The sequence below is a fragment of the Candidatus Competibacteraceae bacterium genome, assembly GCA_016699715.1.
Classification (GTDB): Bacteria; Pseudomonadota; Gammaproteobacteria; order Competibacterales; family Competibacteraceae; genus Competibacter.
The window spans coordinates 723333-746814 of the sequence record CP065007.1; the positions used below are offsets into that span (position 1 = coordinate 723333).

17 protein-coding genes are annotated in these 23482 nt (G+C 59.4%); 6 read left to right on the forward strand and 11 right to left on the reverse strand.

Annotated elements, in window-relative coordinates:
- Positions 1-219 precede the first annotated feature (219 nt).
- The 3 genes from IPM89_03305 to IPM89_03315 all read right to left on the reverse strand — a co-directional run bounded on the left by IPM89_03305 (position 220) and on the right by IPM89_03315 (position 5542).
- Positions 220-1146 (reverse strand): HNH endonuclease, encoded by a 927-nt coding sequence (locus IPM89_03305; protein ID QQS54882.1) that lies wholly within the window; start codon positions 1144-1146, stop codon positions 220-222.
- 74 nt (positions 1147-1220) lie between these two features.
- Positions 1221-3401 carry a methylmalonyl-CoA mutase gene (gene scpA / locus IPM89_03310; protein ID QQS54883.1) on the reverse strand — a complete coding sequence of 727 codons (2181 nt, stop codon included), beginning with the start codon at positions 3399-3401 and terminating at the stop codon, positions 1221-1223.
- A complete protein-coding gene (locus tag IPM89_03315) occupies positions 3398-5542 on the reverse strand; it encodes an acyl-CoA mutase large subunit family protein (GenBank protein QQS54884.1) in 2145 nt (714 codons plus the stop codon). Before IPM89_03315 ends, scpA begins: the two co-directional genes overlap by 4 nt.
- 122 nt (positions 5543-5664) lie before the next feature.
- On the opposite strand from IPM89_03315, the gene IPM89_03320 reads away from it, so the two are divergent.
- Positions 5665-6222, forward strand: coding sequence for a VOC family protein (locus tag IPM89_03320; GenBank protein ID QQS54885.1), 558 nt, complete (start codon positions 5665-5667; stop codon positions 6220-6222).
- Positions 6223-6315: 93 nt separating this feature from the next.
- Here the strand turns inward: IPM89_03320 and IPM89_03325 are convergent, their stop codons facing one another.
- Together IPM89_03325 and IPM89_03330 are read right to left on the reverse strand one after the other, a co-directional pair.
- A complete protein-coding gene (locus tag IPM89_03325; GenBank protein ID QQS54886.1) occupies positions 6316-7737 on the reverse strand; it encodes a sigma-54-dependent Fis family transcriptional regulator in 1422 nt (473 codons plus the stop codon).
- Positions 7737-9431, reverse strand: a complete 1695-nt coding sequence (locus IPM89_03330; GenBank protein QQS54887.1) for a hypothetical protein — start codon at positions 9429-9431, stop codon at positions 7737-7739. Before IPM89_03330 ends, IPM89_03325 begins: the two co-directional genes overlap by 1 nt.
- Positions 9432-9603: 172 nt before the next feature.
- Here IPM89_03330 and sucC point away from each other — a divergent pair, with 172 nt between their 5' ends.
- The 3 genes from sucC to IPM89_03345 all read left to right on the forward strand — a co-directional run bounded on the left by sucC (position 9604) and on the right by IPM89_03345 (position 13442).
- Positions 9604-10767: an ADP-forming succinate--CoA ligase subunit beta gene (gene sucC / locus IPM89_03335; GenBank protein ID QQS54888.1), complete on the forward strand. Its 1164-nt coding sequence runs from the start codon at positions 9604-9606 to the stop codon at positions 10765-10767.
- 49 nt (positions 10768-10816) lie between these two features.
- Entirely contained in the window at positions 10817-11695 is an 879-nt protein-coding gene (gene sucD, locus IPM89_03340) for a succinate--CoA ligase subunit alpha (protein ID QQS54889.1), read from the forward strand.
- 115 nt (positions 11696-11810) lie between these two features.
- On the forward strand, positions 11811-13442 hold the full coding sequence (locus IPM89_03345; GenBank protein ID QQS54890.1) for an NAD+ synthase: 1632 nt from the start codon (positions 11811-11813) through the stop codon (positions 13440-13442).
- Positions 13443-13460: 18 nt separating this feature from the next.
- Here the strand turns inward: IPM89_03345 and IPM89_03350 are convergent, their stop codons facing one another.
- The 3 genes from IPM89_03350 to IPM89_03360 form a co-directional block, all read right to left on the reverse strand.
- The gene (locus tag IPM89_03350) at positions 13461-14249 is read right to left on the reverse strand and encodes an inositol monophosphatase (protein ID QQS54891.1); all 789 of its coding nucleotides are present in this window, start codon (positions 14247-14249) and stop codon (positions 13461-13463) included.
- Between the two features lie 81 nt (positions 14250-14330).
- A complete protein-coding gene (locus IPM89_03355; GenBank protein QQS54892.1) occupies positions 14331-14705 on the reverse strand; it encodes a Uma2 family endonuclease in 375 nt (124 codons plus the stop codon).
- Between the two features lie 118 nt (positions 14706-14823).
- Complete coding sequence (locus IPM89_03360; GenBank protein QQS55765.1) at positions 14824-15033, reverse strand: Uma2 family endonuclease; 210 nt, start codon at positions 15031-15033, stop codon at positions 14824-14826.
- A gap of 81 nt (positions 15034-15114) precedes the next feature.
- Between IPM89_03360 and IPM89_03365 the strand changes: the two genes are divergently transcribed.
- Positions 15115-16008 carry an NAD(P)-dependent oxidoreductase gene (locus IPM89_03365; protein QQS54893.1) on the forward strand — a complete coding sequence of 298 codons (894 nt, stop codon included), beginning with the start codon at positions 15115-15117 and terminating at the stop codon, positions 16006-16008.
- Between the two features lie 254 nt (positions 16009-16262).
- Here IPM89_03365 and IPM89_03370 read toward each other — a convergent pair whose 3' ends face one another.
- From IPM89_03370 to IPM89_03380, 3 genes are all read right to left on the reverse strand, one after another.
- Complete coding sequence (locus IPM89_03370; GenBank protein QQS55766.1) at positions 16263-17246, reverse strand: IS110 family transposase; 984 nt, start codon at positions 17244-17246, stop codon at positions 16263-16265.
- Positions 17247-17645: 399 nt separating this feature from the next.
- Positions 17646-20915: a hypothetical protein gene (locus tag IPM89_03375; GenBank protein ID QQS54894.1), complete on the reverse strand. Its 3270-nt coding sequence runs from the start codon at positions 20913-20915 to the stop codon at positions 17646-17648.
- A gap of 63 nt (positions 20916-20978) precedes the next feature.
- The gene (locus IPM89_03380) at positions 20979-22022 is read right to left on the reverse strand and encodes a transposase (protein QQS55767.1); all 1044 of its coding nucleotides are present in this window, start codon (positions 22020-22022) and stop codon (positions 20979-20981) included.
- A 769-nt stretch (positions 22023-22791) separates the two neighbouring features.
- Between IPM89_03380 and IPM89_03385 the strand changes: the two genes are divergently transcribed.
- Positions 22792-23463, forward strand: coding sequence for a PspA/IM30 family protein (locus IPM89_03385; GenBank protein ID QQS54895.1), 672 nt, complete (start codon positions 22792-22794; stop codon positions 23461-23463).
- Positions 23464-23482: the final 19 nt, after the last annotated feature.

Genomic DNA, 23482 nt, shown 5'->3' on the forward strand with positions numbered 1-23482 from the left:
CGCCTGTTTTAGAATTAATGTTATCAATCAATTAGTTATGATAACAGCAACCTCGCGATCCTACTACCCTCAAAATAGCTGTTATTTTTTATCTTAATTTTCAGCAAGTTATTTTTGTCCTGTACAATGATTTTTAGTAGGGCGGGTTAATGCGTGAGTTTGTAACCTGCTGATTGTGGAGTCATTCATCTTCTGTGGATTATGCCGCGCTAACCTACTCTACCTGCTTGCTGATATAGCTGATTTCTTAAAGTGTATATCAAGTGCTTCTTTGTCTGGTTTTTGCCTGTCATCTTTGGGTAATATTATCGGCTTCCCGTGCAATTGGATGTAAGATGTTTTCCAAATATCATCAGCCAGTATTACACAATAATTCTCTGGATTGATCGAGATTTTTCCTAAGTCAAATAGTGTATGAATGTCAGCTCTAAGTAACAATCCATTTCGTACATCATTTGTATATTCTCCCTTGTAAGGAAGAATATGAGCGGCTTCTAGAGCAAAGGCTACATCGCATTCCGTGATAGCACATCGATTACCGTAAGCTTCTAATAGTTGCTCACGAAATCGAGCCTGCCCAGCGCGTTGAACGATAGATGTTACAATACGCCTTCTGGCATCAATCTCGTTTTTTGGATCAAAATATCCGTTTGTTTCCAGGTCGCTACGATACTGCTCTAGTTCGAGCTCTACGCTTAATTTACGCTGATGCAGTTGCGCATCTTCTGTATCAATCGATTCTAGAGTTGATGCTTGTTCAAGATGCGGTTGAGTTAGCAATGAGCAGAGATTCGATGGTAAGTTTCTAATTGATAAGGCTATATTACCTGCTGCTAGTACAGCAGCTTCTAAAGCTTTTATATCCCGATTCCAAGCACCTCTCCCACCTTTAAAGTGTGGGTTCTGGCCTGCTAGGGCAATAAGTCCATAACCTATTTGTTCCTCAACGCTTCTGGGGGATAATTCTCCAATTTTTGCAAAAAAAGCATTAGCTGCTCGTGTTGCGGCAGCTTGCCAATTATCTTGAGAGCAAAACCCCAAAAGGTTTCCACCTTTGCCTTTACTGCTGGTTTGTTTTTCCAGAAACTCCTTTTGAGCATGTTTTGGCATTTTGGATATAATTGCTGCTATGTTTATAGATGGCATTTGTGGTCCTCCGTCTTTCTTGCTTTAGTTAAGCGGGGTGGACACCGCCCACCCCGCCATCCCTCACATCACCCTCACGCCGCCAGACGTTCGTTCAACTCCATCAACACCTTCTGCGCGGCGACCGGAACCACCGTGCCAGGGCCAAAGATGGCAGCGGCGCCATTCGCCCTGAGGTACTCGTAGTCCTGGGCGGGAATCACGCCGCCGATGACGACCATGATATCCTCACGGCCCAGCTTCTTCAGTTCCCCAATGAGCTGCGGCAACAGGGTTTTGTGACCGGCGGCCAGCGAACTCATGCCGACCACATGCACATCGTTCTCCACCGCTTGGCGGGCGACTTCTTCCGGGGTCTGGAACAGCGCGCCGATGTCCACGTCGAAGCCGAGGTCGGCGAACGCGGTCGCGATCACCTTGGCACCGCGGTCATGCCCATCCTGGCCAATTTTGGCGACCAGAATACGCGGCCGGCGGCCTTCGTTCTGCTCGAACTCGTCAGCCATCTGGCGGACCTTGGCGATCTCCTCGGCCTCGCCGAACTCGCTGCCATACACGCCGGAAATGGCGCGGATGATCGCCTTATGCCGGCCAAATACCTTCTCCATCGCATCGGAGATTTCGCCCAGACTGGCGCGGGCGCGGGCCGCTTCCACCGCTTTCTCCAGCAAGTTACCGGAACCGGCGCTGGCGGCTTCGGTGATGGCATTCAGGCAAGCTTTTACCTTGGACTCATCACGGTTGGCGCGCAGTTTTTGCAGGCGTTGCACCTGCGATTCACGCACCGCCGTGTTGTCGATGCTAAGGATCTCCAGCGGGTCTTCCTTGGGCAACCGGTACTTATTGACGCCGACGATGGTTTCCTTGCCGGAGTCGATATGCGCTTGCTTCCGCGCCGCCGCTTCCTCGATGCGCATCTTGGGTAATCCGGTCTCGATGGCCTTGGTCATGCCGCCCAGACTCTCGACTTCCTGGATATGTCCCCAGGCGCGTTTGATCAACTCGTTGGTCAGCGCCTCGACGTAGTAGGAACCACCCCACGGGTCCAGCACCTTGCAGATCGCTGTTTCATCCTGAAGATAAAGCTGCGTGTTGCGGGCGATGCGCGCCGAGAAATCGGTCGGTAGCGCAATCGCTTCGTCCAGGGCGTTGGTGTGCAGCGACTGGGTATGACCCAGCGCCGCCGCCAGCGCCTCGACGCAGGTACGGGCGACATTGTTGAACGGATCTTGCTCGGTCAAGCTCCAGCCCGAGGTTTGGCTATGGGTCCGCAAGGCCATCGACTTGGCGTTTTTGGGATTGAATTGCTTGATGATCTTGGCCCACAGCAGCCGTCCGGCCCGCATCTTGGCCACTTCCATGAAGTAATTCATGCCGATGGCCCAGAAGAACGACAGCCGGGGCGCAAAGGTGTCGATGTCCATGCCGGCCTTGACGCCGGTGCGCACATACTCCAGCCCATCCGCCAAGGTATAGCCCAACTCCAGATCCGCCGTCGCTCCCGCTTCCTGCATGTGATAGCCGGAAATCGAGATGCTGTTGAACTTCGGCATCTCCTTGGAGGTGTAGGCGAAAATGTCGCCGATGATGCGAATCGACGGGTCGGGCGGATAAATATAGGTGTTGCGCACCATGTACTCTTTCAGAATGTCGTTCTGAATGGTGCCGGTGAGCTTGTCGTGGGGAACGCCCTGTTCCTCGGCGGAGACGATGTAGAAGGCCAAAACCGGCAATACCGCGCCGTTCATGGTCATCGACACCGACATTTGATCCAGCGGAATACCGCCGAACAACACTTCCATATCCAAAATCGAGTCAATCGCCACGCCGGCCTTGCCCACGTCCCCGACCACCCGCGGATGATCCGAGTCGTAGCCGCGATGGGTGGCCAAATCAAAGGCGATGGACAGGCCCTTCTGACCCGCCGCCAGGTTACGACGATAGAAAGCGTTGGATTCCTCCGCCGTGGAGAAGCCCGCGTACTGGCGCACTGTCCACGGCTGGGTCACGTACATGGCCGGGTAGGGACCGCGCAGGAAGGGCGGCACCCCGGCGGCATAGCCCAGGTGCTTGAGATCCTTGATATCGTTCCGTGTATAGAGCGGATTGACGTCGATCTGCTCCATGGTCGCCGACACCCATTGCTCCAGGGTCTTGCCGGTGGTCTTCTCCACCATCGCCTTCCACTCGGCGAAACTGGGCTTGGGGAAGTCCAGGCCATAGGGCATGGAAGTGAAATCAGGTGAATGGCTCATTGGGCGACCCCCATTTTCTTTTGCAACGTGCTCAACAGCGCCAGGCAGTTGGCGTTCAGGTGAATGAAATCATCGATACCGGCAGCCTTGAAAGCTTCGACCTGATCGGCCGGATAGCCAGCGAGCATCACGGTCAGACCGGCATTGGCCTGCTTGAGCTTCTGGACCAGCGGCGGGACGATTTCCGGATAGGTCGGGTCGGTGGAACAGATCACCACGGCTTTGGCGCCCGAGGCCAGCGCCGCATCCGCCGCTTCCTCGGGGGTGCTGAAACCGGACGGGTAAATCGTTTCAAAGCCGCCCACTCCCAGGAAAGCCGTGGCGAAATCGGCGCGACCCTTGTGCTGGGTCAGTGGCCCCATGGTGGCGAGAAAGACCAGCGGCCGCTGGCCGATACGGGCGATATAAGTTTCCGCCGCCTGCCGTAGTGTCTCGAAGGCTTGCGCGCCGCGATGGGCATGGACGGGGTTGGTGGTGGGGCCGGCCTTGGCGCCGGTGCGCGCGGCTTGGGCGATTTCACCCAGGCTCGCCCCAGCCAGCGCGGCCTGAATCGCGGTGTCCACGCTGTTCGTGCCCGCCTTGGCCAGCGCGTCCAGGGCCGCCTGCTTCTGATTGGCGTTGGCCGCCGCTCGAAACTGGTTGAGCGCCGCGGTTCGTTCCGTTTGGACCGCCCACGCGTCCACCGACGCTGGCTCGATCCGGGTTTCCTTCATGTTCGGATACATGTTGGTGCCGACAAAGATATCCTTGCGCTTGGCGATGTTGGCGGCCCGTTTGGCGGCGGTATCGGCAATTTGGGATTGCGGCCAGTCGGCTTGGAGCGCTTTGGTCATGCCACCCTGTTTCTCGACCTCCTGAAAGAGCGTCCAGGTCTGGCGGGCCACCGAATCGGTCAGGGTTTCCACATACCAGGAGCCACCGGCCGGATCGACGGTGTGAGTAATGTGGGTTTCTTCGCGCAACACGGTATGGGCGTTGCGGGCGACGCGCCGGGAGAAATCGTCCGGAACGCGCATCAGTTCATCAAAGGGCGAAATGTGGAGGCTGTCGCAGCCGCCGACGATCGCCGAGAACGCTTCGGTGGTGCCGCGCAGCAGGTTGACGTGCGGATCGTAAATCGTCTGGTTCCAGGCCGAGGTGCGGGCATGAATGCGCATCTTTTGCGACTCGGCATTGCCGCCGAACGCCTGGACAATCTTGGCCCATAGCAATCTTGCGGCGCGCAGCCGGGCGATTTCCATGAAAAAGTTGGAGCCGATCGACAACGCGAAGCGGAAGCGGGGCGCGGCGTCGTCCACGCTCAGTCCGCGCGCTTGCATGGTGCGGAGGTATTCGACGGCGGTGGCCAGCACGAAGGCCAGTTCCTGAGTGGTGCTGGCGCCACCGTTATGGTAGGGATGACCCTGCACGGTGATGGTTTGCAACTGCGGGGCGTTGGCTTTGGCCCAGGCGGCGAGTTGCGCCATCACGTCGTAGATGCCGTCCAGATCGCGGGGTAAGCGACCGTCGCGGGCCAACTGGCCCAGGGGGTCCATGCCGATGGCGCCGCGTACCTTGGCCAGCGATTTACCCTGTTTTTTCACCAGCGCCGCCAGCAGCGCGGTGAAGGTCAGGGCGCTGGTGCTGGCCTGAATGAACAGGGGCGTGTTTTCGAGATCGACACCGTCCAGCGCTTGGGCGAGATCGTCGACACTGGAGATGGACAGACCACCTTTTCCCACATCGTCGGCTTCGGCCTGATCGGCGTCGATGCCCGCCAGAGTCGGGCGGTCGAGCATCAGGTTGACGGCATTCTGGCCGCGCGCCAAGTCAGTACGCAAGGCGGCATTGAAAGTCGCCGGCGTCCCGCAGGAGATTTCCTGAGCGACATCCCAGCTCCCGGCGACATAGCCCAGCGGGGCCGCGCCGCGCACGTAGGGAGCAAAACCGGGCAGACTGTCGAGCTGCGGCAGCCCGACGATATCCTCCTGCCGATACATGGGTTGCAGGTCGATGTTTTCGTAGGTTTTGGTGACCAGCCGCTTTTCGAACGGCGCGCCCTTGAGGAATTTATCGACTACCTTTCGCCATTCCTCGTAAGAAGTAGGGGAAAACTCGTCGAAGGTGGGAGCGGGCAGATCCGCGGTTTGTGGGTTTGACATGCACATCCTCCAGTGGGACGGGAACGCGATAAGTTTGATGGTATCGTCGGAAGTATAGAAGATTCGGACGATTCCCGGCATGGAGCCGACCGGAAAATCGATGGCCCCCCGTTGCAATCATTATGTGGAATGACATACTGAAAAGGTCTGTTATCTTATCCTATCTTTTCCCAACTCGAACCCTAATCAAGCAGGAGGTCCTTGTGTCCGATAGACCGTTTAAAGTTCTGGGTATCCAGCAGATCGCCATTGGCGGGCTGGACAAGAGCAAGTTGAGCCGGCTGTGGGTGGATACCCTGGGCCTGACTTTGACTGGCAACTTCCGCAGCGAGCGGGAGAATGTGGATGAAGATATCGCCGCCATCGGTTCCGGTCCGTTCAAGGTGGAAGTGGACCTGATGCAGCCGATCGACCCCGGCAAGGCGCCCAAGGTGCATGAACCACAACTCAACCACATCGGGTTGTGGATCAGCGACCTGAAGGCGGCGGTGGAGTGGTTGACCGCCCAGGGAATGCGCTTTACGCCCGGCGGTATCCGCAAGGGCGCGGCCGGTTACGATGTTTGCTTTCTGCATCCCAAGGGCAACGACGCCACGCCGCTGAGCGGTGAGGGCGTGCTGATCGAGCTGATTCAGGCGCCGCCGGAAGTGATCGAGGCGTTCGCCAAAGTTCAGGCTTGAGCGGCGGCCCGAGCGGTTGATCTGGCAAAGCCCGGCGGCAACGCTGGGCTTTTTTATTGCCAAGGACGGGAGGGTGAGTCCGAACGGCCGCCGCTATTCCAGCCCCAGTTTCTTCAGCCGGTAGCGCAGTGCCCGGAAACTGATACCCAGCTTTTCGGCGGCGGCGGTCTTGTTGTAACGGGTCGATTCCAGCGCCCGCAGGATCGCCGTCCGCTCGATTTCTTCCAGATAGCCTTCCAGATTGCCCGACGGCGGTTGCAGGATCGGTACGGTTCTGGCCTCGAATTCGCCGCGCGGCGGTTCGTGCCGCTCGGGAGCCACTGGTTCCGAAGTCGGTGATGGCGGTGGCGGGCTTGGTTGGATCGAGGCCGGTTCTCCCGGCAGCAATAGCCCCTCGGCTTGAATCACACCATCCTCACATAAGGTGAAGGCCCGCTCCAGGATATTTTCCAACTCGCGGATGTTGCCCGGAAATGTGTAAGCGGCCAGCGCCGCTAGCGCGGTCGGCGCCAGCTTCGGCGACGGCAGGCCGGACTGCCGGCTCAACCGTTCGAGGATCATCTCGGCCAGCTCCGGAATATCCTGCGGGTGCTCGCGCAGGCTCGGCATTCGCAGGTCGATCACGTTCAGCCGGTAAAACAGATCCTGGCGGAAGCTGCCTTGCTTCACCAGTTCCGCCAGGGTCTTGTGGGTGGCGCTGAGGATGCGCACATCGGTGGCTACTTCGGTTGGGGCGCCCACCGCTCGCACCGCCCGCTCCTGGATCGCCCGCAATAGCTTGACTTGCATCGAGATCGGCAGATCCGCCACCTCGTCCAGAAACAGCGTGCCGCCCTGCGCCGCTTGGAACAGGCCGCCCTTGTCCTGGGTGGCGCCGGTGAAGCTGCCTTTCTTGTAGCCGAAGAATTCGCTTTCCATCAGGTGTTCGGGAATCGCCCCGCAGTTGACCGGCACGAACGCTTTGTCGGCCCGCGGCCCGGACGAATGCATCAGCCGTGCCGCCATTTCCTTGCCGGTGCCCGATTCGCCGCTAATCAAAATGGGGGCCTGGCTGCGCGCCAGTTTGGCGATCATTTGTCGCACGTTTTCCATCACCGCCGCATGACCGAGCAGAATAGGGCGGTTGACGTCGGTCTGATCCTCGCCGCGGCTCAATCGCAGCGCGGTCGCCACCATGTTGCGCAGCACCGCCAGTTCGAACGGTTTGGAGACAAAATCGAATGCACCCAGCTTGAGCGCTTCCACCGCGCTTTCCACGTTACCGTGCGCGGTGATCACCGCCACCGGCAGATTGGGGTAATGCTTCTGAATATGCGCCACCAGGTCCAGCCCACTGCCGTCCGGCAGCCGTAAGTCAGTGATACAAAAGCCGAACAAGTGTTTTTTAAGCAAAGCGTAGGCCTCGCCGAGATCTTCCGCCGGATGGCACGTCACGCCCAGCGGCAGCAGGGTCATCTCGATCAGTTCGCGGATATCGGCTTCGTCATCCACGATCAAGGCGTTGCAGGCATCCATCAATTCGTCTCCGATACGAGGTTCGCGGCGCTAAAAGTGATGCGAAAACAACAGCCGCCTTCGGGTGGAGGGCGGTATTGCAACTGGGCCCGGTTAGCCTCGCACAACTCCCGAGCCAGATACAGGCCCAGACCGGTGCCCTTGGCCCGGGTGGTAAAGAACGGTTCGAACAGTTTGGCGACATTGTCGGTCGCAACGCCAGCTCCGGTGTCGTGTACGTCCAGAAACGGCCGGCCGCGACCGTCGTCCAGGCCGGCGCGCAGCTCGATTTGCGGCGTTTCGCCGGCCCGGCTCCCGTGCTGGCGGGCGTTGGCGCAAAGGTTCCATAATACCTGCCATAATTGGTGCGGATCGAAGATCACGGCCAAGTCGGCCGGCTCCACGCTCTGGCGCCACTCGGGCGTTGGCCCGTCTCGCCCTCGCAGGAATTCCTGTCCGAAATTCTCCAGCCACGGTTCCAGCACCAATCGCTCCGGTTTGAGCTGGTCGCGCCGGGCCAGGTCGAGCACGTCGCCGATGATGCGGTTGGCCCGCTTGACATTGTCGTGAACGATCTGCGCCAGCCGCCTTTCGCTGGGGCCGGGGCCGATCGATTCCTGCAAGAGCTGGGCGGCGTGGCCGATCGCCGCCAGCGGGTTGCGGATCTCGTGGGCAATGCCGGCGGTCAGCCGCCCCAGCGCCGCCAGTTTGATCTGTTGCAACCGTTCGGCGGCTTGCTGGGAGTCTTCCAGCAGCACCAGTACGCTCGCCGCCTGGCGACCGCTGAGTCGAGTGAAGCGCGGAATCAGTTCCGGGCGGTGCTCGGCCGGTCGGAAGGCCGGGTATTCCAGGCCGCCGCCCAGCCAGTCCCGCAGTCGTCGCGCCAGCGGTGGTGACAGCGCCTCCAGCGGCAGATCGGGTACGGCCTGCGGACAGTCCAGCCACTCTTGGGCGGTTTCATTGAGCAATTGCACTTGACCGTTCGGGTCGACCACCACCACGCCGTTTTGCAGGTGGCGGATGATGCCTTGGCTTAGTTCGGCCGCTTCGAGCAGCTCCAGGGTGCGCTGGCGCGCCAACGCCTCGCCGCGGCGGGCGCGTTCGGCCAGTGCGTAGGTGAGTCCGGCGGCGATGAACAGCACGGTACCCAGCACGCCCAGTCGCACCAGATCGTCGTTGGCATCGCCCAGACGGCTCCACAGGCCGGGCCAGCCCGCCGGGCTTCGCTCCGCCCGCGCCAGTACCTGGACCGTATGCCATTGGTCCAGCAACCAGGAGGCCGTCAGCAGCATGAAGCCCAGGGCGGCCGCCAGCAGCGCCGAACTGAGTGGCAGCAGGATGCTGCTGGCGGCGACGGCGGTGATCAACAGGCTGTTCAGGCTACTGGTGATGCCGCCCGAGGCGTTGATCATCACGGTCAGTGCCACCAGATCGACCACCATCTGCAGATGCGCCTGTACCGTCAGTCGCGGGCGCCGCCAGTAGGTGCCGGCGATGGCGAGCAACGCCAACGCCAGGTAGCCTAGCGCCACCCACGAAAACAGTTGCGGATTCTGTTTGCCGAACAACCGATTCTGTTCGTCCAGCGTCGTCGCCGCCAGCAGCAGCGCCGCCAGGATCAGCCGGAAGAAGCTGGAGGCGCGGAACACCCGCCACAGGTAGCGGCGGTCCATGAAGTGCTCGGGTAGCAGGGCGGCGATCGATTTAACGGTCATGACAGGGTAGCGCGGGGTGGCAATTCCTCTGAGATGGGCGATTCCACGGTATAATTTAATCACACCGGCGCCTTGATGGACCGGCCATCGCCCATCTCGCGGCGAATGCGTGAAGATTGGGGTATTTCGGGATACAATGGCAACCTCACTGTAAAAGGGGGATGTAATCCGCATGAACCTGCACGAGTACCAAGCGAAAGAACTACTCCAACAATTCGGCGTGGCGGTCCCACGTGGCACCAAGGTTACCTCCCAGCAGGAAGCGGTGGAGGCCGCCAAGGCGTTGGGCGGCCCGCTCTGGGTGGTCAAGGCCCAGGTCCACGCCGGTGGCCGCGGCAAGGCCGGCGGCGTCAAGCTGGCGCGCAGCCTCCAGGATGTCGAAGAAATCTCCGGCCGGTTGCTGGGCTCTACCCTGGTGACCAAACAGACCGGTTCCGAAGGCGTTCCGGTCCGTGCCCTGTTGATTCAGGACGGAGTGGACATCACCAACGAGCTGTACCTGAGCTGCCTGGTGGACCGCAGCAAGAAACGTGTCGTCTTTATCGGTTCGTCCGAAGGCGGCATGGATATCGAGGAAGTCGCCGCCAAGAGTCCGGAAAAAATCCTGACCGTCGCCATCGATCCGATCGCCGGCATTCAGCCTTATCAATGCCGCAATCTCGGTTTCCAGATGGGCTTGGGCAAGGATGAGGTCAGCCAGCTGGTCAAGATCATGGCCGGCATTTACAACACGTTCGTGGAGAAGGATTGCAGCCTGGTCGAGATCAACCCGCTGATCATCGCCGATGACGGCAAGATGATGGCGCTGGACGCCAAGATCACGGTGGACGATAACGCCATGTACCGGCACAAGGACCTCGCCGAGTTGCGCGATCCCACCCAGGAAGACGAGCGCGAGCACATCGCTCACGAGATTGGCCTCAACTACGTCGCGCTGGACGGCAACATCGGTTGCATGGTCAACGGCGCCGGTCTGGCCATGGCGACCATGGACGTCTGCAAGCTGCACGGCGGCGAGCCGGCCAACTTCCTGGACGTGGGTGGCGGCGCCACCGCCGACCGGGTGGCCCGCGCCTTCAAGCTGATTCTGTCCTCCGACAAGGTCAAGGCCATTCTGGTCAACATCTTCGGCGGCATCGTCCGTTGCGACCTGATCGCCGAGGGCATCATCCAGGCCGTCAAGGAAGTGGGTCTGACGCTGCCGGTGGTGGTGCGGCTGCAAGGCACCAACGTCGAGGCCGGGCGCGACATGCTGGCCAAATCCGGCATGAACATCATGACCGCCGACGACCTGACCGACGCCGCCAAGATGGCGGTGGCCGCGGCCGCCAAGTAAGCACCGGCCGACCTTGGGCCTCTCACCTCATCAGGGGAATTAGCGCACCATGAGTATTTTGATCGACAAAAACACCAAGGTTATCTGCCAGGGGTTCACCGGCTCGCAGGGCACCTTCCACGCTGAACAGGCCATCGCTTACGGCACCAACCTGGTCGGCGGCATCAGCCCCGGCAAGGGCGGCAGCACCCATCTGGACAAGCCGGTGTTCAATACCGTGTACGAAGCGGTTGCCGCCACCGGCGCCGAAGCCAGCATGATCTACGTGCCGGCCCCGTTCGCCGGCGATGCCATCCTGGAAGCGGCCGACGCCGGCATCAAGGTCATCGCCTGCATCACCGAGGGTATTCCGGTGACGGACATGCTGAAGGTCAAGGCTACCCTGCAGACCAGCTATCCGAGTGTCTATCTAATCGGCCCCAACTGCCCCGGCGTGATCACCCCCGGTGGCTGCAAGATGGGCATCATGCCCGGCCACATTCACCTGCCCGGCAAGATCGGTATCGTCTCTCGCTCCGGCACCCTGACCTACGAGGCGGTTTGGCAGACCACTCAGACCGGTCTTGGCCAGTCCACCTGCATCGGTATTGGCGGCGACCCGATCCATGGCATGAGCTTCCTCGACGTGCTGAAGCTGTTCAAGGACGATCCGCAGACCGAGGGCATCGTGATGGTCGGCGAGATCGGTGGCAGTGCCGAGGAAGAAGCCGCCGAGTACATCAAGGCCAATATCAAGAAACCGGTGGTCGCCTACATCGCCGGTGTTACCGCGCCTCCCGGCAAGCGCATGGGCCACGCCGGCGCCATCATCATGGGCGGCAAGGGCACGGCGGCCGACAAGTTCGCGGCGCTGGAAGCCGCCGGTGCCAAGATCGTCCGCTCGCCGGCCGACATCGGCGCGGCGATGAAGGCGTATTTCCCCGGCTGACCCAATCAGGATTAGGGTTCGGTGGAATTGAAAGGGGCGCTTCGGCGCCCCTGTTCGTTTTTACGCTGTTCGGCTGGAAAAGCGGCCATGGACGGCAAGTGGATGGACAGACGCGATGATTGATCCTGCTCCCGTTCTCCGGGTCGTCATGGCCCAACTCAACCTTCTGGTCGGTGATATCCCCGGCAACACCGACAAAATCATCATCGCCGCCCGGGAAGCCCGCGACCGCTTCCGGGCTGATGCAATTGTATTCCCGGAACTGACCGTCACCGGCTATCCCCCGGAAGACTTGTTGCTGCGTCCCGGTTTCGTGGGCCAAGTGGAACCGGCCATGCGGCGGCTTTGCGCCGAAATCCAGGGGATCACCGCCATTGTCGGCTATCCCGCCGCGACGCCGGAGGGACTGCGCAATTCGGTCGCCGTCATTGCCGACGGTGGGATTCGGGCGGTCTATCACAAGCAATGTTTACCCAATTACAGCGTGTTCGACGAGAAACGCTATTTCGTGGCGGGCACGGAACCATTGGTGTTCGAACTCAAGGGCGCGCGGATCGGCGTCACCATCTGCGAGGACGTGTGGCAGGCTGGGCCGGCACGTCAGGCCACCGAAGCCGGTGCGCAATTGCTGCTCAATCTCAACGCCTCGCCCTTTCACGCGGGCAAGAGCCGGTTGCGGCTGGAGATCCTGCGACAGCGGGCGGCCGAAAACGGGCTGTCCATCCTCTACGTCAACCTGGTTGGCGGTCAGGATGAACTGGTGTTCGACGGCGATTCGCAAGTGGTCAACGGACGCGGGGAATTGACCCAACGGGCTCCAATTTGTATCGAGGGTCTGTATCCGGTGGATTTCAGCGTCGGCGCGACAGTGGAACCTCGTCCCGGCGAAATTGCCGAGGAACTGGCCGAGGAAGCCGCGATTTATCAGGCCATCGTGCTGAGCGTGCACGATTATGTAAACAAGAACGGATTCCCCGGCGCGGTACTGGGGCTGTCCGGCGGCATCGATTCGGCGCTGACCCTGGCTATTGCCGCCGACGCGCTGGGAGCGGAACGGGTGGAAGCGGTGCTGATGCCCTCGCGCTACACCGCCGAAATGAGCAATTCCGACGCCGAGCAGGAAGCGCGGGCCTTGGGCGTCAAGTACCACCTCATGCCGATCGAGCCGGCGTTCGAGTCTTTCCTGGGAATCTTGCAACCGGTATTGGCGGGATTGCCGCCGGACAGCACCGAGGAGAACATCCAGGCCCGCTGTCGGGGGGTGATTCTGATGGCGATCTCCAACAAGACCGGCAAACTGGTGCTGACCACCGGCAACAAGAGCGAAACCGCCGTGGGTTACTCTACCCTGTACGGCGACATGGCCGGGGGGTTCGCTCCGATCAAGGACGTGCTGAAGACGATGGTGTACCGGTTGGCGGCGTATCGCAACAGCCTGTCGCCAGCGATCCCGCAACGGGTGCTGGACCGGCCGCCCTCGGCCGAACTGCGCCCGGATCAGACCGATCAGGACAGCCTGCCGCCCTACGATGTGCTGGACGCAATCCTGCAAGGGTATGTCGAGGAAGACCGCTCGGTGGAGGAGTTGATCGCGGCCGGTTTCGAGCGGGCGACGGTGGAGCGGGTGGCGCGGTTGGTGATCGTCAACGAATACAAACGCCGCCAGGCCGCGCCGGGAGTGCGGATTACCCCACGCGCCTTTGGGCGGGACCGGCGCTATCCGATTACCTCGGGGTTCCGGCGCTGACCCGGCAAGCCTTTGATTTTAGCCTTTCAGATGCGGTTGCATCTCCCGCAGCAGGGCCTTGAACATCTTGGGATTGCCGGCAACGATGTTGCCGGATTTCATGAAGTCGTTGCCACCGACGAAGTCGCTGACCAGTCCCCCGGCTTCCTGCACCAGCAGCACCCCGGCCGCGATATCCCATTCCTTCAGGCCGAACTCCCAGTAAGCGTCCAGCCGGCCAGAGGCGATATAAGCCAAATCCAGCGAAGCCGCGCCGGCCCGGCGCACTTCCACGCACTTGCCGAACAGGCTGCCAAAGAAATTGAGGTAGGCGGGCTGGTGTTGGGGATGGCGAAACGGAAAACCGGTGCCGAGCAGGGCGTTTTCCATTTGCGAGATGCCGCTGACGCGCATCCGCCGGTCGTTCATCTGTGCCCCGGCGCCGCGCGAGGCGGTGAACATCTCCTGCCGGATCGGGTCGTAAATCAGCCCCGCTTCCAAGCGGTTTTTGTGGCGGAAACCGATGGAGATGGCGAAATGCGGGATGCCGTGCAGGAAGTTGGTGGTGCCGTCCAACGGGTCGATCACCCATTGGTAATCGTCGTGGCCGTGCTGTTCGCCGCTTTCCTCGGCCAGGATACCGTGGTTGGGGTAGGTCTTGCGCAGAACCTGGATGATCTCCTGTTCGGCTTGCACGTCCGCCTCGCTGACGAAGTCGTTGCGCTGTTTGGCGGTGACGCTTAGCCGTTCGAGGTTATCGAAGTGACGGAGCAGGATGCGGCTGGCACTCAAGGCGGCGCGCTTGGCGATGGTCAGAACTGGATGCATGGCGGTTCAAATGGCGTGAAGAACAAAGGCCGGGGTATCCGGCGCGCCATGATAGCAGAATAGAGCCTTGGCCCGCGCCGATCAGGCGTTCGGAAGTTCCACCTTGTCGTAGATCTCCACCAGCGCCAGAGTGCAATCGATGGGCGGTAGCCGCAGCGCGCCGTCAAGCTCGCTGCATTCCGTCAATAACCATTGCTGGTCGGCTTGTCGCCGATACGATTCGATGTGTGGGCGGTTTTGGGCGATCAGCACGTATTCGGCCAGCGAATCCAGCTTGCGGTAATGCTCGAACTTGCGCCCCCGGTCGTAAGCCTCGGTGGAGTCCGACAGCACTTCGAGGATCACGGTGGGATTGAGCAGGGTGTCGAGATGTGTATCCTCAAATTGCTCCTTACCGCAAACCACTACGACATCGGGATAGGTGTACAGACCGTTTGGGTCAACCTTGACGCGCATGTCATTGACGTAATACCGTTTCTGAATAGAATTGAGCTGTTAGCCCAGCATCCAGGCTCATTGTTGGGCAACGCTGCGCTTTTGCCCAACCTACGACCTACAGGCAATAGCGTAAAATCTATGCAGAATTGGTATAAGCCTTGCGGGAGCGCTTTTTTAGTTGTTGCCGAATTTCGGAGCCGATGTTCAGAACGATGGTGTTATGGGATCTGCTCGCGCCGGTCATGGCGAAAATTTCGCCGTTGAAATATTCACTCTTGAAATCGGCGCTGCGTTCGAGGGCCAGATAGTCTTCGGGGGTCAGGCGGGGTTTGGGTTGCAGGGACATAGGGGCCTCGGCAGTTTCGATTGCACGAAGTTCTTGTGCCATAACCTATTGACGACGTTCATTCCAGCGGAGGAAAACGAAGTGACTGAAACCGTGGGTTTTATCGGTCTGGGTAGCATGGGCTTGCCCATGGCGCGCCAGTTGCTCGACGCGGGCTATCGACTACGGGTGTACAACCGTACTTCCGGCAAGGCGGCGGAATTGCTGGATCGGGGCGCTCGGGAGGTGAAAACCCCCGCCGAAACGGTGGAGCCGGGCGGGATCGTGGTCACCATGCTGGCCAACGACACGGCGCTGGAAACGGTGACGCTGGGCGAACACGGCATGGCGGCGACGCTGGGTGCGGGCGGCATCCATCTTTCCATGAGTACGGTGTCGCCAGCGCTGGCGCGCCGATTGGCGGAGGCGCATCAGACCCACGGCTCGCACTACCTCGCCGCGCCGGTGCTGGGGCGGCCGGCGGCGGCGGCGGCCGGCAAGCTGTTCATCCTGCTGTCCGGGGTAGCGGGAGCCAAACATCGGGTATCGCCGCTGTTGGAGGCGATGGGGCAGGGCACACACGATCTGGGCGAGGACCCTGCTCAGGCTCATGTCGCCAAGCTGGCGGCCAACTTCATGATCCTGGCGTCGATCGAGACCTACGCCGAAGCGTTGACCTTTGCCGAGAAGAACGGCATCGGCCGCATGGAGATGATGAAGTTGTTGACCGGAACCATTTTGAACGCGCCGCTGTTCCATCTCTACGGTGAACTATTGGCCAAGGAGGAGTACACCACCCCAGGTTTCAAGCTGGCGTTGGGCCTGAAGGATATCGAGCTGATTCTGAAGACTGGGGTCGATTCCCGCACGCCGCTGCCCGCCGCCGATCTGGTGCATAACCGCTTGCTGGCGGCCATGGCAAAGGGGCGCGGCGAACTGGATATGACTGCTCTGGCGCTGGGCGTGTCGGAAGACGCCGGATTGCGGCGGGAGTGAGGGGCAGTGATAGAGCGCTCCTAACCTGAGTGGTGGAATCGCCGTTTCGAATATCGTTTCCCGATAGGTTTTGTTCTTTTCTGAGGCCAAGAACCACCCTGTTCGTCATACCCGCGAAAGCGGGTATCCCGTTTTTCAGCGGCGGCCTGGATTCCCGCATTCGCGGGAATGACGAAAACCTATTCAGAATGGGTATAACCACCCCGGCGCTACGCGCCACCCCTCCTTGGCCAAGGAGCAACTGTGTTGAAACCTCAGGACCTGCACTCTGCCAGGGGTTGCCATGAGGTCTTGGCCTTGAGCATCGCGTTCAAGATCGTCAACAACTTGCGCATACAGGCGGTCAGGGCGACCTTGGCGGGTTTGCCCGCCGCCCGCAGGCGTTGGTAGAACACTTTGATCACCGGATTACACCGGCTCGCAGAGACCGTAGCCATGTACAGCACCGTGCGAACCGCAGCCCGCCCACCGAAGATCATCCGCCGGCCCCGGCTTTGGCCAGAATCGCGGTTGAACGGACAGACCCCGACCAAGGCGCTGATCTGTCGCCGGTCCAGGGTGCCCAGTTCCGGCAAGGCCGCCAACAACGTGACCGAGGTGACCGGACCAACGCCGGGGACGCTTTGCGGCAGGTTGTCCTGCTCGCGCCAGACCGGGCTGACCCGCAGTCGGCGCTGGAGGTCGTCATCAAGATCTTTCAGGCGGGATTCGAGCCAATCGAGGGTGGTCTGGATGTCGGGCCGGACGTGGCGATGCGCAATGGCCAGGCGGTTCTTTTCCGCCGTCAGCATGCCCACCACCTGCCGCCGACGTTGGATCAAGGCGGTCAGTGCCTGGGCTTCCTCGTCTTTCCACGGCCGGGGGTCTGGGCGGATCGCTTGGCCGAAGCGCGCCAGGACCTCGGCATCCAAGACATCGGTCTTGGCCAGATAGCCAAGGGCCCTGGCAAAATCCCGGGCTTGGCGAGGATTGATGACGGCGGTGGGGAGCTGGGCGTCGATCAGCGTCCCGGCCACCAGGGTTTCCAACCCGCCAGTGGCTTCCAGGACCAGCAACGCGGGCGCTCGCGGGCGCAGCCAGGCGATCAACGCCACCAAACCCGCCTCATCGCGGGTGACCCGCAGACGCTCCCGAGTCGGCCAGATCGCCACATCCAGATGGGTCTTGGCGACATCGATCCCCACCCAGCACTCCACGGGCGTCGGCGCGCCGGACGGCACCGCGTCGGGGACCGTCATCGCGGGGGACTCCACAACGGCGGGCATCGGGTCTGATCGACCGGCGATGGGGCGTTCGGGGTAAAGTGCCGTCTGGACAGCGACAGCGCACTGATTCTTCAGCATGATGTGTTCCTCATCCCAACCTTGCACGATACGGGTTCAATCCCCATCAACTGTTCGGGCTTGTGGTTCACAGAAACCAGAACGTGGCGTTTCAAGCTCCTTGACAGGATCGTGAGTCCCAGAGGGGAAACGCACTACCACGTTCTGGAAAACTCTACCCCACTTCAAACATACAAGGGGAATTTCAGAACCGATAGGGGAACGCTATGGTGAAAAGACGCCCCTCTCCCTTTGAGGGAGAGGGGTTGGGGTGAGGGGATTTAACTCGCTAGAAGCGGTACGAAAAGGCCTCTTTTACAGCCCCGGCCCGTTCCAATCGCCCGCCAGCGGGGTCCAGCCGACGTTAGCCGGGCCGTAGCGGAAGCTGACGTCGGCCGCGCCGCCCCGGTGCAGGTTGCGCAGGTAGAAGGTGCTGGTGGCGGGGTTGAACAGGCCGACAGTGGCGGTGTCGTTGCCGTCCCAGTCGCCGACTAGCGGGGTCCAGCCGACGTTAGCCGGGCCGTAGCGGAAGCTGACGTCGGCCGCGCCGCCCCGGTGCAGGTTGCGCAGGTAGAAGGCGCTGGTGGCGGGATCGAACAGCCCCACCGTATCGGTGCCGTTGCCGTCCCAGTCGCCGACCAGCGGAATCCAGCCAGCGTTGGCTGGGCCATAGCGGAAGGCGATGTTCGCCACCCCACCGTTGTTGCTGTTGCGCAGGTAGAAAGTCCCGGTGGCGGGGTTGAACAGGCCGACGGTGGTGTCGCCGTCGCCGTCCCAGTCGCCGACCAGCGGAATCCAGCCGACGTTGGCCGGGCCGTAGCGGAAGGCGATGTTCGCCACCCCACCGTTGTTGCTGTTGCGCAGGTAGAAGGTGCTGGTGGCGGGGTTGTAGAGACCGGCGGTCGCGGTGCCGTTGTCGTCCCAGTCGCCCGCGAGGGGAATCCAACCGACGTTGGCCGGGCCGTAGCGGAAGGCGATGTTCGCCACCCCGGCCGTATTGCTATTGCGCAGGTAGAAGGTGCCGGTCGCAGGGTTGTAGAGGCCGACCGTATGCTGCGCCGAGGTTTGACTGGTTATATTGAAGCTCGCGTTCACGCTCTTGGCCGCGTTCATGATCACGACGCAACTGCCCGTGCCCGAACAGATCCCGCTCCAGCCAGCGAAGGTCGAGCCGCTGGCCGGGCTGGCGGTCAGGGTGACGGTGGTTCCGGCGTTATAACTCTCGCTGCAATCGGCGCCGCAGTTGATCCCACTTGGATTACTGGTGACTGTGCCGCTACCGGTGCCGGATTTGTTCACGGTGAGGAGGTAGGTATTGGGCGCGGTGGTGTTAAAGCTCGCGTTCACGCTCTTGGCCGCGTTCATGGTCACGACGCAACTGCCCGTGCCCGAACAGATCCCGCTCCAGCCAGCGAAGGTGGAGCCACTGGCGGGACCGGCGGTCAGAGTGACGGTGGTGCCGCTGCTATAGCTCTCGCTGCAATCGCTGCCGCAGTTGATGCCGGCCGGATTGCTGGTCACCGTGCCGGAGCCGGTGCCGGCCTTGGTTACCGTCAGGATGTAGCTCGATGCTGAACACGGGGTGGCCTGGTAAGCCAGGGTGTAGCTTGAGATCGTTGCGCTGTTGCTGTACTCGGCCACCTTGACGTAGTAAGCACCGGCGGGGAGGGGCGTGGCGGCACAGGTGCGTTCGATGCGGGAGAAAAGGTTGATTCCACCGTCATCGTCGTAGTCTTGTTGGACCAGGCTGCTGTTGTACAACCACAATTCGGTGTCGCCGGCGGTTCCGGCCGTCTCGAGCACCACGCCCGAGGCTTGGGCCAAGGTGAAGGTCACCCAGTCTTGGTCACCCACGGGGTCGATACTGTGAGTTTGCGTCGCGCCGGCCCCGATGAGTTTGGCTTGACCGCTGCTGTTGTCCGGCTCGTAGGCGTCACCGCCACCACCCGTGTTAAAGGTGGCGGTCACGCTCTGGGCCGCGTTCAGGGTCACGGTGCATGCCCCGGTGCCGGAACAGGCCCCGCTCCAGCCGGCGAAGATGGAGCCACTGACGGGACTGGCGGTCAGGGTAACGGCGGTGCCCGCCGTGTAGCTCTCGCTGCAATCGGCCCCGCAGTTGATGCCGGCGGGATTGCTGGTCACCGTGCCGCTGCCCGTGCCGGTTTTGGTTACGCTTAAAAGGTATGTTGTCCCGCTAGTCCCGACCGTGATGCAAGAGGGATTGGCTGTGGCCACCTCGGCCACATAACTGGCTATTCTGCTGCTGACTCTATGAGGCGCAATACCGTAGGAATGGCTTTGTCCAAAAGTCAAGGCGATATTACTGAGGCCTCCAGAGATTTGATGGCAGTAGCTCATGATTGTGCCGTTACCTCCGCTAGTTGTTCCACCAGTCAGAGAGTTAATACCCGGTAGGGAGGTCGTTCCACTCCAGCAGCCAGAACCTTGTTCGTTGTTGTAGCAGGCATCCACCGGATTGCTGTTGCCATCAATCCCGCTATAACAATGAGTATGCGGCGAGTTGAAATTATGACCGATTTCATGCGTCACAACTATAATGTCCCATACGGGCTGCGGATTGCCGATCTGGAATCCTCCAGTAATATTTGCGCTGTACCCATAACCATAGGTGTTGTTACATAGAACACCGAGGTAGGCAATACCACCACCTAAGCTGCGCCCACTGAGGAAATGAGCGGTGGCGCGGCTGACGCCTGTCCGGTTGGCATTCCAGTAATCCCGAAAATTATATAAACCTTCTTGGGTACTAGTATGGTTCCAAGGATCGGATGTTGGACCACCAGACCAAAGGCTGACAGATCCGATGATCAATTTTGTACTCGCCTCCCGGTTATAGACCGTGGAAGCATAAGCGAAAAGATCACCAATATAGCTGGTTGCGGAACTGCTATTACCGAACAGATCATAAAATTCACCGTCGGTTTCTATGGCTATTGGAACTTGGTAGAACTGCCCAGCGGGTAGTGGCTCCACTGGCAGATTGCCGAGATTCTGTAGCGATGGAGGCGTTAGCTCCTGCATTCGTCCCTCGACTCCGCATTTGAAAGAAGGCAACCCCGCAAGCCTACCACTTTGACTCAGTTCTTGGCTGGTTAGACCCAACGGAGGACCACCTACAGCCACGCCACCGGCTAGAATCCAGAACTTGCCATCTTGTTGTGCAATGCCACGTATCGTGCCATCAGGATCGGCTGACAATACCACCAAAGAATGAGGATCACCGGCTATCTGACCTTGAAAGTAGGCGGTTGACGGACGAGGATGAATCTGCTCGTGATCTTGGCTGTCTCGGACCACAATCTGGGCATCAGGCGCGAAAACTTCGAAGCGCTCCAGTTGGAAATTAACCAACGTACTCTCACCATCCAACTGCATATTTTCCAGATGGATGGATTGATTGATTGCGGTTTGCAGAAGATTGATGGCTTGAATCTGGTTTATATCTATTGATGCTTTAATTGGCGAAATAAAAGAAAAAAATAACATACTAAATAGAAAAATTGGATAAAAGCATCTCGGTGCCCATGGGACTGACTGGTAAGATATTCTTGATTTCATTTTCATAAATTACCTCGTTTTAGATAATGCTATTTAAGTCAAAATTTACTTTGTAGTTGCTTTTAGAACTTACGCATTGACAGGAGGTTGAAATTGTGGGTTCAGGTGCTCCAAGTTAGGGGTGAATGTTTGGATGAATGCGGCAACGATCTCATTAAACAACTCACGCTTTAAGCGATAGCAATTACGAATCACATCGTTGGCGCGCAATCGCTGCAATTGCACATAGCCACAGATCGCTGCAAAAACATGATTGCGAATCGTGGTGGGTTGGCGGACCTGACAATGCTCGATGTGGCACACTTGTTTGAGCGTGCGATGATATTGCTCGATTTGCCAGTGCTGGTCATGGAGTTTGAGAAAAGCGGGACGGGCAAAGGCAGCCCAATCCTCGTCATTCAGCTGATACAAGGCATCATGGCGTGGCTGGTTTTTCAACCACGTCCGAAACACTTTGACCGGGCCGAATCCTCGTAAATAGACGAGGAAACCGTCCGCGGGGATCGTGAGCTGCTGAACCTGTGACCATTGCCCTTTTTCAATGGAAACCAAACGGTTACTTTCTAGCGCAAAGAGAAATCCCTGATGATGGTTTTTAATCATCTTGAGATTTTCCAAGCGACTGTACCAACTGTCTCCCGTCACAAACGCCGGTTCCAGACCCCACGCCAACACGTCAGCCAGCATCTCTTGAAAATAATCGTTTTTCGTCTTGTGTTCCGTTTTGTCGTAAATTCGGTAGTTGATCGGTTGATGGTGGCCTTGTGGGTCGGTGTAATACAACGTAATCAGGTTAATCCCCTTGACCACCCCATGATGTTTCCCCGACCAAAAATGACCCACGAAGGCGATCAGATGGCTATACGGTTTGTCGAGTACGCTGTCATCGACACTGACGGTACCCCCCGTCAAATTCAGTTCGGCTCGGACTTCATTGAATAAATCGCGGGGCGTATAGTCTTCACGGAGTAAGAACCGATTGACACTGTCGTGGCTGATCTTCATCACTTCCCCTAACCGACAACAGGTCGGTGAGTGCGGTGTGCTCAATATAAAAGATACATACATCGCTAAAGTGCAACGGGCCGTGGGTGGGCGACTGATGGCTCTCATCAACGAAAACATTCATGATCAAGATTTGATTTGCCACTCATATTATACGATGTTTGTCAATGCGTAAGTTCTAGCTTTGTTTTATGGTTTTTTGAGGGTTGATTGAAAGGCGTTAAAGATCTGGAGCGCGTACCTATGATCCGGCTGGTTTTTTCTAATGAGACGAAGGAACGCCTGCGTCACGAACGGATTCATCATCCACATCCTCGGGCGCGGCAACGGTTGGAAGCGCACTATCTGAAGAGTGCGGGTTGGTTGCATCAAGCGACTTGCACGAGTCTGGGGATCACCAAGCCGACCCTGATTGGCTACCTGCGGTTGTATCAGACGGGGGCGAGAGGCTATGCCTCTGTCACCTCGCCCGTTTCACATGGCCCTCATAATGGGTCTCTATCGGTAGCCCGGTTGCTTATGTTCGAAATAAGCGACTTTCCGTTTCTACTCTGCGGCAACCTTAGCTTTTTCATAACAAGAATCACTATTCTGTGTTTAGCGGAAAAAATGCCGCATTGCAACCAAGCAAATGAGTCGGAAATCGCGCTTCGATAGTCCGGTAGACTGATCGCCAACGGTGCCTGCTCTAACCGGATGGTCGGACTGGTAGGTTGAGCTACTGCAAAAGTAATAAGCGCTCCGGCCGGGGCGGAACCGCGCAAACCCGCCGTCCGGCGAATTTGTTTTTGGATCTTAATTGAACACTGTTCAACTAAAATCGTCCTGACTATACTCAAGTCGTTTCTATCCCTGTCGCTCAGTAAGGAGGTGTTCCATGGCCAATCTGTTCAAGCGTATCAGCGACGTCATCGCCGCCAATCTCAACGATCTGGTGGATCGAGTCGAAGACCCGGAGCGGATGATCAAGCAGCTCATCCGCGAAATGGAGGAAAACATCGGCAGCGCTCGGGAAGGGGTGGTCGATGCCCTGGCCAGCGAGAAGCAACTGGCCAAGGAACTGGACAGCCAGCGCCGGCAGGCCGAGGAATGGCACAGCCGCGCCCGCCGGGCGCTGGAAGCCGGCAACGAAACGCTGGCACGGGAGGCGCTGCTGCGCAAGAAGGAACACGACGGCATCGTCGCCAATCTGGAAGCCTCGTGGGAGTCGGCCCGCCGTACCGGCGAACGGCTCAAAGCCCAGTTGCGGGCGCTGGAAGCAAAACTGGAAGAGGCGCGCTTGAAGAAAGGCAGCCTGGTGGCGCGGCAGCGGGCCGCCCAGGCGCGCGAGCGGATGGATGAGGTCAGCGACCGGTTTCAGACCGGCCTCGATCTCAACAATTCTTTCGGCCGCATGACGGATAAAGTGAGCGAAATGGAAGCGCGAATGGAAGCGCGGGCCGAACTGTACGGTGAATACAGCGAAATCGAACGGGAATTCCTGAAAATGGAAGCCAACAGCGAGGTCGAGGCGGAACTGGCGGCGCTGCGGAAAGAGGTGAAAGGTTAAACATCTTTCTCTTGTCGTT

Coding starts and splice junctions, on each gene's coding strand:
- IPM89_03305 (QQS54882.1), bottom strand. CDS start 1,146: ATGCCATCTATAAACATAGCAGCAATTATATCCAAAATGCCAAAACAT.
- scpA (QQS54883.1), bottom strand. CDS start 3,401: ATGAGCCATTCACCTGATTTCACTTCCATGCCCTATGGCCTGGACTTC.
- IPM89_03315 (QQS54884.1), bottom strand. CDS start 5,542: ATGTCAAACCCACAAACCGCGGATCTGCCCGCTCCCACCTTCGACGAG.
- IPM89_03320 (QQS54885.1), top strand. CDS start 5,665: ATGTGGAATGACATACTGAAAAGGTCTGTTATCTTATCCTATCTTTTC.
- IPM89_03325 (QQS54886.1), bottom strand. CDS start 7,737: ATGGATGCCTGCAACGCCTTGATCGTGGATGACGAAGCCGATATCCGC.
- IPM89_03330 (QQS54887.1), bottom strand. CDS start 9,431: ATGACCGTTAAATCGATCGCCGCCCTGCTACCCGAGCACTTCATGGAC.
- sucC (QQS54888.1), top strand. CDS start 9,604: ATGAACCTGCACGAGTACCAAGCGAAAGAACTACTCCAACAATTCGGC.
- sucD (QQS54889.1), top strand. CDS start 10,817: ATGAGTATTTTGATCGACAAAAACACCAAGGTTATCTGCCAGGGGTTC.
- IPM89_03345 (QQS54890.1), top strand. CDS start 11,811: ATGATTGATCCTGCTCCCGTTCTCCGGGTCGTCATGGCCCAACTCAAC.
- IPM89_03350 (QQS54891.1), bottom strand. CDS start 14,249: ATGCATCCAGTTCTGACCATCGCCAAGCGCGCCGCCTTGAGTGCCAGC.
- IPM89_03355 (QQS54892.1), bottom strand. CDS start 14,705: ATGCGCGTCAAGGTTGACCCAAACGGTCTGTACACCTATCCCGATGTC.
- IPM89_03360 (QQS55765.1), bottom strand. CDS start 15,033: ATGTCCCTGCAACCCAAACCCCGCCTGACCCCCGAAGACTATCTGGCC.
- IPM89_03370 (QQS55766.1), bottom strand. CDS start 17,246: ATGACGGTCCCCGACGCGGTGCCGTCCGGCGCGCCGACGCCCGTGGAG.
- IPM89_03375 (QQS54894.1), bottom strand. CDS start 20,915: ATGAAAATGAAATCAAGAATATCTTACCAGTCAGTCCCATGGGCACCG.
- IPM89_03380 (QQS55767.1), bottom strand. CDS start 22,022: ATGAGAGCCATCAGTCGCCCACCCACGGCCCGTTGCACTTTAGCGATG.
- IPM89_03385 (QQS54895.1), top strand. CDS start 22,792: ATGGCCAATCTGTTCAAGCGTATCAGCGACGTCATCGCCGCCAATCTC.